The following is a 13424-nucleotide window of genomic DNA, read 5'->3' on the forward strand; positions in this document are numbered from 1 at the left end:
CTTCTCATGCAAGCTCCCTATTTAAATACTTACTTTCATATCTTCTAGACGCTATCCTATTGGAGATAACGTATCTAAGGTTAAGTAAGGCTTTAAAAAAAAATCATCTGCTATATATAGCTTAACACATTAAGCAACAGAAAACTACATATACATTGTTAATAGAAAAGAAAATCCGTGAAAACTAAAAATTTATTGACTATATTTGGTATAATAACTTTAAACTATGAAATTTCTGATACCGATCTTCCTCCTCTTCTTTGCAATATCATGGGTATCTTGCCAGAAAGATGGCGAAGAAATCTCAACGGAAGAAGAAAATCTAGCACTTGACCCGATTAATAGAGACAGTATTTCGTTTACGCTGAATGGAATAGTTTATGGTTCTAAGGAGATGGATGGTTTTGGATTTGCGAACAAACAAACCAATGTTATGCCCTACGCTGAACCAGTGAACACTCGAGAAGCTGCCTATGTCACTGGTGGTCATTGGTGGTATGGTGAAAGCGATTCGCTCTTATTTGAACAAACATTTTCATTCAAATCCCCTGAGTTCACGAATATCTCTATTGGTCTAAGCCAAAAATATGCAACTAAAGATCTCGTAAAGAAGGACAATCTATTGGTTCCTTATAAAAGTGACTCTACTTTTCGGGTAGGACCAAAAGATTTTGCTACTGACAACAACTTAGAAAACAAAACCCATGGTGTTAGCCTAGAATTAAATCCGATACAGACCAAAGAAAGGTTGACAACATCAATACCGGCTCTGTCTATACTGGTAAGATCACACCTGGACAACCACCTGCAAGACGACTCTTACTTTCATATTATTAATCTTGATACCTTAAAAAATGATGCTTTACGAGTGGAAGCACGGTTCGAAGTCAATGTATATACTGAAGATGGCACAGCTTACCGGATTAAAGATGGATTCGTTCGCTTCAAAACAAAACTCAAACAGCTAGATGTCAAATAAAAAACTCTACATCATTCGGCACGCTAAAGCTGAAATACCAACTTGGGAGAAGAAAGACTTTGACCGGAATATCATGGACAAAGGAGCTGTCCGTGCACAATATATCGCAAGCAAATTAAAAGATATACTCATCGTTGATGATAAGACTGCTGTAATCTCATCTACAGCGAATAGAGCAATACAGACCGCACACATTTTCTGTGCATCGTTAGGATTTCCAGTACACAATATACTACAGACAAAGGCCGTATACGAAGCATACTATCAGGATATTTTGCACATCATCAATCAAATACCCGACCATATCAATACTGTACTGGTATTCGGCCATAACCCCGGGTTATCCGATCTTACGAATTACATCTGCAACAGCTATATCGACCTAAAAACATCCCATGTCGCTGTTATAGACTTGGAGGAGGGAATCGATTTCGCTAGTTTATCCGGAGGAACAGGAACCTTAACACAAACGATTACAGAACATCTCAGCTAAGGTTAACCAAAAGTTAATTTCGAACAAAAACCAAATCTGACCAATTATACCATTAAAAAATAAACGCCCTCAAAACGCTCTATATTGCTTCTACGACGATCCTGCTTTTTTTAGAGATAAAGTCAGTGATTTTTTTCAAAAATGGCCGCGGTCATTTTTTATTTTACCTAAGTCTTTTTCTAAACTTGCCTAAGCAACTTTGGAAAAAGGCTTAGGCAAGTTCCAAAAAACCTTGGGTTCAACAAGCATTTTCCGCCAAATCAAACAGAAACAATCTCGAAACAATAATAAAACAACTTTTAAAGAAATTATTTTTACTCTATAATTCTCGTATAAGCGAAGAGAATTATAGGATAAATAACTTTTACGTACCTTAGCTATATGGCAAATAAACTCCAAAACGAGAGCTCTCCCTATCTCAAGCAGCATATGCACAATCCAGTCCATTGGATGCCTTGGGGAGAAGAAGCATTGACGAAAGCTAAACAAGAAAATAAATTAATCATCATCAGTATTGGTTATTCGGCCTGCCATTGGTGCCATGTCATGGAACGCGAAAGCTTCGAAAACGAAGCTATTGCACAAACAATGAATAAGTTCTATGTATCAATCAAAATAGATAGAGAAGAGCGTCCGGACATCGACCAGATTTACATGATTGCAGTACAACTGATGACTAAATCCGGAGGCTGGCCCCTTAATGTAATCTGCCTTCCTGATGGGCGCCCTATCTATGGTGGCACCTATTTCAAACCGCAGGACTGGCAGAATATCCTATTACAGATAGCTCAGATGTGGGAAGAAACACCACAAATAGCAATCGACTACGCAGAAAAACTAACGGCTGGAATACAACAGGCAGAACGCTTACCTATTGCCGAGATTCCGGAACAATACAGCTTAACGGATCTCAAGTCGGTCGTATTACCTTGGAAAGAACTATTTGACTACCGTGAGGGAGGCTACCGTAGGTCTCCGAAATTTCCGCTACCTAACAACTGGACTTTTCTCTTACGGTATGCCACCTTGACCAAAGACCAAGAGATTCTCACACATGTACATTTCACGTTAGAACAGATTGCCAACGGGGGAATATACGACCACATCGGTGGTGGTTTCTGCCGCTACTCTGTGGACGAAAAGTGGCATGTACCCCATTTCGAAAAAATGCTATATGATAACGGACAGTTGATATCGCTTTACAGTGAAGCTTACCAACAGTCCCCAAATATAAACTATAAAAACACAGTACAAGAGACTATTGCCTGGGCTATACGCGAAATGAGAGCTCCTAATGGAGGTTTTTACAGTGCACTAGATGCAGATAGTGAAGGAGTAGAAGGCAAGTTTTACACCTTCGACTCAGAAGAATTTAATTTATTGGGCGATGATGCAGAACTCGCTAGAAATTACTTCAATATCACAAAAAAAGGCAACTGGGTCGAAGAACGAACCAACATCCCATTTGTAAGCAACAATAACAAACAGCTCATTACCGAAGCTGGCTTTTCTCCAGAAGAATGGAATACCTATATCGCGGAGATAAAAGCGAAATTACTACAATATCGAGCAGCAAGAGTACGGCCAGGACTGGACACAAAACAGCTGACAAGCTGGAATGCATTACTATTAAAAGGACTTGTTGACGCCTACCGAGTTTTTAATGATCCGCTGTACTTATCCACAGCGCTAGGTATAGCCGATTTTATAGCTCAAGAATGTTCTATAGGGAATTCCCTCCTCCATCAACCACAAGATAATAATAGAAAGATTGCTGGTTTTCTCGATGACTATGCATTTACTACCGAGGCTTATATTGCCTTGTATGAAGCAACTTTTGATGAATCTTGGCTTTACAAAGCCAAAGCTTTGGCCGACCGTGCTATCGAATTGTTTTACGAGATAGATACCGCAACCTTCTACTATACGCCTAAGGATGGTGAGGAACTCATTGCCCGAAAAAGCGAAATCATGGACAATGTTATTCCGGGATCGGCATCAAGCATGGTACGTCAGCTTTACAAATTAGGGATCCTTTTCGATGATGAGAATTTCACAGCGATAGCTGATCAGGTATTTGCCAATGTCTTCCCACACATCGCCAGTTATGGATCCGCCTACTCCAACTGGGCAATACAATTATTAGAAATATACTTTGGCACTAATGAAATTGCTTTGACAGGACAGCAAGCCAACGAATGGCGCAAAGAATTGGAGCAGAACCTCTATGTGCCAAATAAAATAATATTGGGAGGAACAAATTCTACACTTCCTTTGTTAGTAAATAAACAAGAATTCGATTCAAAAGCATACCTTTGTCGGAATAAAACCTGCAGTCTACCCCAGCTGTCGATTGCACAATTGATTGAATTAATAAATAAGAACGAGGCTTAAACCTCTTTAAACAGTAAAAAATGGCAATAGAAAACAACAACGTAGTAACGTTGAATTACACACTTCACACAATTGAAGGAAACGGAGAGAAAACGTTTGTAGAGCAGACAACAACTGAAAATCCACTTACATTTCTATACGGTGTAGGAATGATGTTACCTAAATTTGAGGAAAACATTGCTGGTCTTCAAATTGGTGACAAAACATCTTTTGCATTAGATGCTGTTGATGCTTACGGAGAGAGAGATGACAAAGCAATGGCACAATTGCCTGCAGACATGTTTAATGAAACTGGTTTGCCTCCTGTCGGAGAAGTATTACCATTACAAGACAATCAAGGAAACCAATTCCGCGCAGTAGTAGTTGAAGTAAGCCCAGAGGTTGTCGTAGCTGACTTGAACCACCCAATGGCAGGTAAAAAGCTAAACTTTGACATTGAAATTCTTGCAATGCGTCCAGCAACTGAAGAGGAGCTTTCTCATGGCCACTCTCACGGTATTGACGGTACAGAAGGTCACTAAATAAAAAAAGGAGCAAAGACATCCAACAATCTTTGCTCTTTGCTCTTGACTCTATAGTTTTACAGCTCGTAACATCTCTCTTTTCCCCGGTGCACCTGGGGCCTTTTCGATTTCAAATCCCAACGCCTTCATTGATCGCTTTAGATTACCAGTAATAGCATACGTAACAAATACCCCGCCGACACGCAGATATTGACACACATGGGCCAAGGTCTCATCGGTCCACATTTCCGGTTGATGTATCGCTGCAAAAGCATCAAAATAGATAACATCAAATAACTGATCGCTCTTAAACTCCAATACCTTACAATGAGCAATCTGCCAGTCGATATCGTCGGCAAAATGCACCGATCTCGTCAAAGCATCAGCATATTTATCCTTGAAAGCATTCCACACCGATAGAGAAACATAATTATCATAGCCCATACTAAATATAATATCCGCTGCTAAAGGATAGGCTTCTATCCCACAATACTGTAATTTGATTCCTTCGCGGATACTGTAATCTGTAGACTGCAAAAAGTTGAGCCCCGTACCGAAACCAACTTCCAAGATAGCGACCGAATCCACCTTCTCCTTTTCAATAAAATACGCTAACCCTGAATGTATAAATACATGCTTACTCTCTTGCAGCGCACCATGCTTTGAATGGTAATGCTCACCTACTTCGGCATGATATAGCGTACTCGAACCATCGGCCGTAACAACGAAATCCATATTAATCTATTTTTTGAACAAACTTACACAAATTCACAGCAAAGGCCCCAGTAAAAAAATGATGAAAATACAAGTATTTAGAAACGGAATCCCGTTTTAATTCGACCGTACTGATGATTGCCAAGCATTTCCTTTCCCTCTCTTGTATTAAATAGAAAAGATGCATCGATAGAAAACCGACCCTTAGAATAGGCAAAACCGACTTGCTGTGTCAATACGTGACTGGAAATATGATATCGCTCATCCTTTCTACGAGCAAACAATGCTCCCTCTATCGTTGCATCATAAAACTGATACATATAGCCAGGTGTATAGAAAAAATAGTATTCTCCTTCATCAGAAAAAAAACCACCATTACCCGTAAAATGACTTTGTCTATAAGGAGTCAATTTGCCTACACGAAAATATACCTGCCCCGAAAAATGAGAAAAATTCATACCTCCGCGCCCCACGGCCCTTCCAGAAATCTCAAAATGATCCGTCTGATTGCGCCATAGCTTTTTCATAACGGTCCCTTCTATGTCCACACCAACGGAACTACGGAGATCAGATTCCCAGCTTTCGACCTCATACATGTTAAATAGCCTATGGATAAAATGCTGTATCTGCTTTCCTTGCCCCGCCCCACCGACAACACCGACTTCTGCCTTAACAGTCCAGAGCCACTCATTAGTATATATACGTTGGAATTGGCTATTCAGAAAAAAACGCCCTGTAGACGGACGGTCCCAATTATAATCATTACGATCGTGCACTTCACTACCATTAAAAAGCTGATGGCCCAACTCCAACCGTAATAAATCGCCTCTACCTGAATTTTGTTGTAAAGGTTTATCAAAAGTTATCACCAATCCATTCGTATAGTACTGGTCCTGCCCTGTCATGAGATAGGAGTCATTGTCCGTCTGTAGACTAAGCGCATAACGTCTATTCGTTTGGGAAAACACGGCAGATAGACTTAGGAAAAAGCCTCCTAATACAAATACTATCTTTATGAAGGGAGAGATAAACCGTCTACCCATTTATTATCTTATAATCTATGAATTAATAACACCGGTCACAATAACAACAAAATAGAGGGAGTCCACTCTTCACAAATTTTCTCTGCAAATAAAAAGAAAACATCACTCTATCAAACTTAAGCTTATTTGGACAAAAAATAACCTATAGACCAATCTATATTTTGAAAAAATACATTTGGAGTACATTCTTATTTTCCTCTTCAAGAATCCTTATTTTATATGTTCGGATTTTTTTCCATCAAAATAAAACAGTTAGGACAATATTGATAAAAAAATAAGCTATTTTAGCTTAAGACTAATCGTTATGCAATCTATTCTCAAAAACTACAGCAGCATAATACTACTTCTGATCGGCATCAGTTTTGGTAGCCTAATAGGCCTATTCCTTCCTACCGTAGTTCCTTACATCAAACCGTTGGGAGATATTTTTCTAAACCTACTTTTTGTAGCAGTTATCCCACTGCTGTTTTTTGCAATATCTTCCGCTGTAGCGAATATCGAAGGCAATAATCGTCTAGGTCGCATATTGACCAGCATGTCGTTTGTATTTATCATCACTATAACTATTGCGGCAATCTTAACCATACTCGGTTTATGGGCTTTTCCTGTCACCGCAATAAGTGATGGACAAGGGGCAGACGAAAACATCCTCAATGCAGCCAACGATGGATGGGGAGAAAAAATCGTTCGATTTGTCACAGTAGGCGAATTCGTCAATCTATTATCTCGACAGAACATACTCGCATTTGTCATTTTTTCCTTTTTGGTCGGTATATCCGTAAGGAAGAGCGGTGAAGCAGCTCAACCTTTCTTACGCTTCCTCATAGCTGGTAATGAGGTTATGAAAAACATGCTGGATATCGTTATGAAATTGGGACCTATTGGATTGGGCGCTTATTTTGCTCATCAAGTGCATGAACTAGGTCCTGAATTATTCGGGTTCTACGCAAAGCCTTTAGGATTTTATTATATTTTCGGCACAGTGTTCTTCTTTACAGTCTTTTCGGTTTACGCATTTATCGCTAGAGGACGTAAGGGCATACCTCTTTTTTGGAAGAACAATATTACGCCATCCCTGACCGCATTGAGCACCTGTAGCAGCCTCGCAACACTACCATCCAACCTCTTGGCAGCAAAAAGAATAGGAGTGCCTAACAGCGTTGCAAATGTCGTAATCCCGCTTGGCAATACTTTGTACAAAAATGGATCAGCCATTTCTTCCATACTTAAAATCTATGTCGCATTTTCGATTTTAGAGTGGGATTTTTTTGAACCATCTACCCTATTGATGGCAGTAGGAATTACCTTATTGGTCAGCATGGTTGCTGGAGGAATTCCCAATGGAGGCTTCATAGGTGAAATGTTGATGATATCAGTATATAATATCCCTAATGAAGCAATACCGGCCATCATGATTATCGGTGCACTCGTTGATCCACTAGCCACCATACTCAATGCAACAGGCGATACTGTCGCTGCAATGCTAGTAACACGATTTTCCGGAGAGAAATTCACAAAAGGAGAAGAAGAGAAAGTAGACAGTAGTATTGTTTAAAATCCGCCGCCTATACCGCGAAGATTTCAAAGAAAAGAGTTTTATGCATTCTTTTTTCCACCTTTATTTGTAATATTGATGATGCAATCACTCTACCTATCTTAGAATGACAACAAAGAGACACAAAAAAACATCTAACACCTATCTATCAACCACATAGATATCCCAAGAAATCTATTTAGATTCGCTCTAAATAAAGAGCGAAGCTTGCTAAATTCCTTCTTTCATTTCTCATTTCGTAATTTTGTAATTGATTACACAGCAAGTAGAAATCATAAACGAATACTTGGCATATGAATAACATCATTGCCACAACAAAACGCATAAATGAAAAAAAGTTCCATCATCTTAATTGTAATCATAGCAATAGCCATTGCCATGATTTTAGTTATTTACACGGATTCCAGTACCTATTCAACCTTTGCAGAAGCAAAAGAGAAGAACACAGAACTTTATGTGGTCGGCGTGTTGAATAAAGAAAAAGACCTACACTACGACCCGGTAAAAGATGCCAATCATTTCTCATTCTACATGTACGATAATGATAGTACCGAATGTCAGGTTGTATTCAATGGTTCAAAACCACAGGACATAGAACGTTCGGAACAAATCGTATTAACAGGAAAGATGGAAGGAAACACATTTCATGCGAGCAAAATTCTGATGAAATGTCCTTCAAAATACAATAAAGACCAAGTTGAGGTAATCGAAGCTACAACTACTGCTTCTTTATAACCCAGACTTCTAATTTCTTACTCAATAACAATGGATATTACTTACGTAGGCGAGCACCTATGGCCAGGGAAGATAGGGCAATTTTTTGTTATACTATCTTTTGGTGCCTCTTTACTATCACTTATCAGTTATTTCTTTGCGACTAAAAACCCTGAAGAAAAACATTGGAAAAAATTAGGACGCATCGGTTTTCTATTAAATGCTGTTTCTATTGTTACGATAGGTTCGATTTTATTTTATTTAATATATAACCATTATTTCGAGTACCACTACGTATGGGCTCACTCTTCCAAGTCTTTACCTACGCATTACATCATTTCTTCGTTTTGGGAAGGACAAGAAGGAAGTTTTTGGCTTTGGATGTTTTGGCAGGTTGTACTGGGTACGGTGCTTATTTTTAGAGCTAAAAGCTGGGAAACTGCAGTAATGACTTTCGTCATGCTATGTCAGACTTTCCTAGCAACTATGCTAATAGGTGTTGAGATATTTGGAAACCGCTTAGGAAGCTCACCTTTCATTCTATTACGGGATGCCTTAGATATCCCTGTATTGAAAGACCCCAACTACCTTTCAATGATTGCAGATGGTAATGGGTTGAACCCTCTCTTACAGAACTACTGGATGGTTATCCATCCGCCGACATTGTTTCTTGGATTCGCCTCGATGATAGTTCCTTTTGCCTATGCCGCAGCTGGGCTTTGGCAAAAACGTTATAAAGAATGGATGACTCCAGGCTTACCATGGGCTTTATTCGCGGTCATGATTCTAGGAGGCGGTATCATAATGGGTTCATTTTGGGCATATGAGGCACTAAACTTTGGAGGTTTTTGGGCCTGGGACCCTGTAGAAAACGTATCTATCATACCGTGGTTTACACTCATTGCGGCAGTACACGTTATTCTAGCTTATAAACATTCGGGACACGGCTTCTTTACAGCAACCTTATTATCACTTATAAGTTTCGTTCTAGTAATTTACGCCTCCTACTTGACAAGGTCTGGTATATTGGGAGAAACATCCGTACACTCTTTCACCAGCTTGGGAATGTCTGGTCAATTGATTTGGTTCAATCTGACCTTTCTATTCATCATGATCGGGCTCTTAGTATGGAGAAGAAAGGATTTGCCGCGGACACAAAAGGAAGAAGATATTTATTCCAGAGAATTTTGGTTATTCATTGGTGCATTGGTATTGACGGTAGCCTGTGTACAGATGATCGCGACAACATCCATCCCTGTGTTCAACGCATTATTTGGGACCAAAGTAGCTCCTCCTATCGACCCGATCGCTCACTACAATAAATGGCAAGGGGCATTTGCAGTAGTAATATTATTACTTACCGCTGTGGCTCAGTTTCTGAAATACAAACGCACAGACAGTAAAAAATTCTGGGCGGCCACGCTGGCATCTTTAATAATAACAATTTTGATAGCTGGTATTGCAGTCTACTTTACCAAGGTGTATACCAACGTAATGTATGTTTTGATTACATTCACAGCTATATTCTGTATAATTGCTAATATTCGTATACTGGGTGATGCTTTCAAAGGGAAGTGGAAATTAACAGGTTCTGCCGTATCTCATATCGGATTTGGGCTACTCGTCTTAGGGGCTCTTATCGCAGCAGCTACCAACGAAGTAATATCTGTTAATGATAGTGGTTATATCGGAGTCCAAAACTTCGGAAAAGAAGGCGACAAATTTACAGACCCAGGAGAAAACCTATTCCTTACGGAGGGAGAACCTGTACAGATGGGTGATTACAAAATCACTTATATAGGCGATAGTATAGCACCACCTAACGTGTATTACCATATCAAATACGAGCGCCTAGATGAAGAAAGTGGAAAAGTAAAAGAGCACTTCGTATTAAGTCCTTTTGCGCAGAATAACCCTGATATGGGTGGTCTTATTGGTACCCCTGCTACAAAGCATTACTTAACACACGACGTATACACCCTAATCACCGCCGCCGCGGCAGATTCACAAGCCCCAATGAGTAAAATCAAGGACGAAGAGAAAACCGGCTTTGAGGATTATGATGAGCCGGCGACCTACCAAGTCAACATTGGAGATACACTCCGCTATAGGAATGGAATCTTCGTGATAGAAGGGATAAACAAGAACGCTAAACTGGAAAAAATTCCTTTAAAACCTAGCGATGTCATTGTCGGTCTTAAGATAAAAGTTATAGCTGCAGACGAAAAAACATATGAAGCAGAGCCAACATTCCTATTGAAAGATGGTAATGCTTATGACTTCAATAAAGATGTGAGTGAGCAAGGCCTGAAATTCAGATTTACCAATATACTGCCTGAGAAGGACAAGCTGGAAATCATGGTCTATCAAAAACCACTTCCGGAGAAAAAATGGATTGTTTTTAAAGCCATAAAATTCCCTTACATCAACTTCTTCTGGCTTGGGACTATCGTAATGACAGTAGGCTTCTGTATGGCTATATACAGAAGAATTAAAGAAGGCAAAAAGAGCAATGTAAAAACCGAGATATGACAATCGTAATACTAGGAAGTGGAAATGTAGCAAGTCATCTTGCTCGAGCACTCTACCATAACGGTCATCAGATCATACAGACATACAGTAGACAATCAGCCAATGCAAGAGCATTGGCTGACGCCGTTAACGCTATACCGATTTCAGATCTAAAGGACATGGATTGCAACGCAGATATCTATGTCATTGCCGTAACTGATACTGCCATTCCTCAGATTATCGCTGATATGCCAGAAATTACCACGGGAACCGTTATACATACTTCTGGAGCAACACCATTGGATGTGCTGAATCGCTTTACTAATTATGGTGTTATATATCCTGCCCAAAGCATAAGCAAGCAGATTGAAATCGACATGAGCTTGATCCCCGTGGGAATCGAAGCAAACACTAGTGAAACGTTCCAATTACTTACGGATTTGATGACCCCTGTAGCGCCTCACATATTCGCCTGCAATAGCCAACAAAGACTAGCATTACATGTTGCTGCTGTGCTCGTCAATAACTTCGCCAATGCACTCTTTAATATGGCTCAAGGTATCCTAGAGCGCGAACAACTTGATTTTTCCCTCCTTCGCCCAATCATTTTAGAAACCGCAAATAAAGTACAAAATCATCTACCTTCGGAGGTACAGACAGGCCCTGCTTCTAGAAATGACCTCGGCACGATAAATAGGCATTTGCAATTCCTAAGCTATTCAAATGAGCTAACTGAAATCTATCAACATTTATCTACTTTCATTACTAAAAGCAGACAGAAATAACCCATTGTTTACGAAAAAACTAAAAGTTTAAACCTGTATCATAAAGCGCAAATTACTTGTTAATTTTGCTGTAAATTAAAACAAACGCGCTTAACAAACGTTTGTTCATAGAATAACTTCATATGTATCATGGCAGTTAGAAAATTAATTCTTGTATCCATTATTCTTGTAAACTTAATTATCATTTCTTTTGGAATTATTTTTACACCCCGTTGGTTTTGGCTTCTAATTATCCCAATTCCATTATTGATTGTCGCAGTTTATCATAGTGTGCAAACCAGCCACGCCATACTGCGTAACTACCCCTTGGTCGGTTATTTCAGGTATATCTTTGAATCTATCCGCCCAGAATTAAGACAATACTTTTGGGAATCGGACACCGATGGCCGTCCGTTCAACAGAAGGCAACGTTCTATTGTCTACCAAAGAGCAAAGAATCAACGCGAGACTGTTGCCTTCGGTATGCAAACAGACCCCCAAGCAATTGGAAATGAATGGATAGCCCACTCGATATTCCCAACACATATTGAGAATCATGACCTTCGTACAGTAGTCGGTAATAGCGAATGTAAGCAACCGTACAGCTTAAGCATCTATAATATATCAGCAATGAGTTATGGTGCATTGAGTAAAACAGCTATCACAGCGCTGAACAAAGGTGCCGCCTTACAGAATTTTGCACATAACACAGGTGAAGGTGGTATTAGTAACTACCATATCAGTGGTGGTGACTTAATCTGGCAAATCGGTACAGGTTACTTTGGCTGTAGAGATGAACATGGTTATTTTAATGCAGATCTGTTTACAGAGAAAGCAAACAGACCATATGTCAAAATGATCGAGTTAAAAATCTCTCAGGGTGCTAAACCTGGGCACGGTGGTATCCTACCAGCAGCTAAAAACACCCCTGAGGTCGCTGCAATTCGCCATGTCGTACCTGGTACTGATGTTATGTCGCCACCGGCGCATAGTGCATTCTCGACACCGTTGGAAATGATGCACTTTATCCAAAAGCTAAGAGATTTATCTGGAGCTAAGCCAATCGGTTTTAAAATATGTATTGGTGACAAGCAAGAGTTTATTGATATCTGCCAGGCGATGCAGACGACACAGATATTTCCAGACTTCATATCAGTTGATGGATCTGAAGGTGGTACAGGGGCCGCTCCATTAGAATTCACTGATAACTTGGGAATGCCTCTCTATGATGCGTTGACATTTATAACAAAAACATTAATCAACTTCGGTTTAAAGAAACATATTAAGATCATCGCATCAAGCCGTATCGTTACCGGTTTTGACTTGCTGAAAGCGATAGCTCTAGGTGCTGATGCCTGCTATAGTGCAAGGGGGATGATGTTTGCATTAGGTTGTATTCAAGCTTTGAAATGTAATGAAGATGTCTGTCCTGTGGGTGTAGCAACACAGCGTCCTCATCTTTACAAAGGACTAGATGTTGAGGATAAATATGTACGAGTAGCTCAGTTCCATAGAAATACCCTCCGCGCTACTGTGGAAATCATGGAAGCTTGTGGTTTCAAAACTTTAGATGACGTCACTGCAGACAAGTTTTTCCGAAAGACAGATAACATCACAACATTAAGCTTCCAAGAAATCTATTTTAAGGATAGCGGGCGATTAAATAAAAAAGAAAATGCTTTTGCAAAGGAAGAGTTTTTAAATCATTAAAACATTCCTTCTATATAATAAAAGGCCTCAATCATACTATTGAG

At 39.7% G+C, this 13424-nt stretch carries 11 protein-coding genes; 9 read left to right on the top strand and 2 right to left on the bottom strand.

From position 1 onward, the window contains the following. The first annotated feature begins 226 nt into the window (after nucleotides 1-226). The 4 genes from CLV99_RS15625 to CLV99_RS15640 all read left to right on the top strand — a co-directional run bounded on the left by CLV99_RS15625 (nucleotide 227) and on the right by CLV99_RS15640 (nucleotide 4387). Nucleotides 227-979: a hypothetical protein gene (locus CLV99_RS15625; protein WP_133585445.1), complete on the top strand. Its 753-nt coding sequence runs from the start codon at nucleotides 227-229 to the stop codon at nucleotides 977-979. Beyond that, a complete protein-coding gene (locus CLV99_RS15630) occupies nucleotides 969-1472 on the top strand; it encodes a SixA phosphatase family protein (RefSeq protein ID WP_133585446.1) in 504 nt (167 codons plus the stop codon). The genes CLV99_RS15625 and CLV99_RS15630 overlap by 11 nt, the downstream gene beginning before the upstream one ends. 381 nt (nucleotides 1473-1853) lie before the next feature. Next, the gene (locus CLV99_RS15635) at nucleotides 1854-3866 is read left to right on the top strand and encodes a thioredoxin domain-containing protein (RefSeq protein WP_133585447.1); all 2013 of its coding nucleotides are present in this window, start codon (nucleotides 1854-1856) and stop codon (nucleotides 3864-3866) included. A 20-nt stretch (nucleotides 3867-3886) separates the two neighbouring features. Then, nucleotides 3887-4387, top strand: a complete 501-nt coding sequence (locus CLV99_RS15640; RefSeq protein WP_133585448.1) for an FKBP-type peptidyl-prolyl cis-trans isomerase — start codon at nucleotides 3887-3889, stop codon at nucleotides 4385-4387. 51 nt (nucleotides 4388-4438) lie between these two features. On the opposite strand, the gene mnmD is transcribed toward CLV99_RS15640, so the two are convergent. Further along, nucleotides 4439-5104: a tRNA (5-methylaminomethyl-2-thiouridine)(34)-methyltransferase MnmD gene (mnmD, locus tag CLV99_RS15645; protein WP_133585449.1), complete on the bottom strand. Its 666-nt coding sequence runs from the start codon at nucleotides 5102-5104 to the stop codon at nucleotides 4439-4441. A 77-nt stretch (nucleotides 5105-5181) separates the two neighbouring features. Further along, entirely contained in the window at nucleotides 5182-6126 is a 945-nt protein-coding gene (locus CLV99_RS15650; RefSeq protein ID WP_133585450.1) for a lipid A-modifier LpxR family protein, read from the bottom strand. 304 nt (nucleotides 6127-6430) lie between these two features. On the opposite strand from CLV99_RS15650, the gene CLV99_RS15655 reads away from it, so the two are divergent. From CLV99_RS15655 to CLV99_RS15675, 5 genes are all read left to right on the top strand, one after another. Beyond that, nucleotides 6431-7681, top strand: coding sequence for a dicarboxylate/amino acid:cation symporter (locus CLV99_RS15655; protein ID WP_133585451.1), 1251 nt, complete (start codon nucleotides 6431-6433; stop codon nucleotides 7679-7681). A gap of 327 nt (nucleotides 7682-8008) precedes the next feature. Continuing rightward, nucleotides 8009-8416, top strand: coding sequence for a cytochrome c maturation protein CcmE domain-containing protein (locus tag CLV99_RS15660; protein ID WP_133585452.1), 408 nt, complete (start codon nucleotides 8009-8011; stop codon nucleotides 8414-8416). Between the two features lie 30 nt (nucleotides 8417-8446). Beyond that, nucleotides 8447-10927, top strand: coding sequence for a heme lyase CcmF/NrfE family subunit (locus tag CLV99_RS15665; RefSeq protein ID WP_133585453.1), 2481 nt, complete (start codon nucleotides 8447-8449; stop codon nucleotides 10925-10927). Then, nucleotides 10924-11691, top strand: a complete 768-nt coding sequence (locus CLV99_RS15670; RefSeq protein WP_133585454.1) for a Rossmann-like and DUF2520 domain-containing protein — start codon at nucleotides 10924-10926, stop codon at nucleotides 11689-11691. Before CLV99_RS15665 ends, CLV99_RS15670 begins: the two co-directional genes overlap by 4 nt. A gap of 129 nt (nucleotides 11692-11820) precedes the next feature. Beyond that, nucleotides 11821-13380, top strand: a complete 1560-nt coding sequence (locus tag CLV99_RS15675) for an FMN-binding glutamate synthase family protein (RefSeq protein ID WP_133585455.1) — start codon at nucleotides 11821-11823, stop codon at nucleotides 13378-13380. Nucleotides 13381-13424: the final 44 nt, after the last annotated feature.

It is taken from the genome of Sphingobacterium yanglingense (assembly GCF_004363245.1).
Classification (GTDB): Bacteria; Bacteroidota; Bacteroidia; order Sphingobacteriales; family Sphingobacteriaceae; genus Sphingobacterium; species Sphingobacterium yanglingense.

Bases quoted from the DNA above. Each gene is read 5' to 3' on its own strand.
- CLV99_RS15625 (WP_133585445.1), top strand. From the start codon at position 227: ATGAAATTTCTGATACCGATCTTCCTCCTCTTCTTTGCAATATCATGG.
- CLV99_RS15630 (WP_133585446.1), top strand. From the start codon at position 969: ATGTCAAATAAAAAACTCTACATCATTCGGCACGCTAAAGCTGAAATA.
- CLV99_RS15635 (WP_133585447.1), top strand. From the start codon at position 1,854: ATGGCAAATAAACTCCAAAACGAGAGCTCTCCCTATCTCAAGCAGCAT.
- CLV99_RS15640 (WP_133585448.1), top strand. From the start codon at position 3,887: ATGGCAATAGAAAACAACAACGTAGTAACGTTGAATTACACACTTCAC.
- mnmD (WP_133585449.1), bottom strand. From the start codon at position 5,104: ATGGATTTCGTTGTTACGGCCGATGGTTCGAGTACGCTATATCATGCC.
- CLV99_RS15650 (WP_133585450.1), bottom strand. From the start codon at position 6,126: ATGGGTAGACGGTTTATCTCTCCCTTCATAAAGATAGTATTTGTATTA.
- CLV99_RS15655 (WP_133585451.1), top strand. From the start codon at position 6,431: ATGCAATCTATTCTCAAAAACTACAGCAGCATAATACTACTTCTGATC.
- CLV99_RS15660 (WP_133585452.1), top strand. From the start codon at position 8,009: ATGAAAAAAAGTTCCATCATCTTAATTGTAATCATAGCAATAGCCATT.
- CLV99_RS15665 (WP_133585453.1), top strand. From the start codon at position 8,447: ATGGATATTACTTACGTAGGCGAGCACCTATGGCCAGGGAAGATAGGG.
- CLV99_RS15670 (WP_133585454.1), top strand. From the start codon at position 10,924: ATGACAATCGTAATACTAGGAAGTGGAAATGTAGCAAGTCATCTTGCT.
- CLV99_RS15675 (WP_133585455.1), top strand. From the start codon at position 11,821: ATGGCAGTTAGAAAATTAATTCTTGTATCCATTATTCTTGTAAACTTA.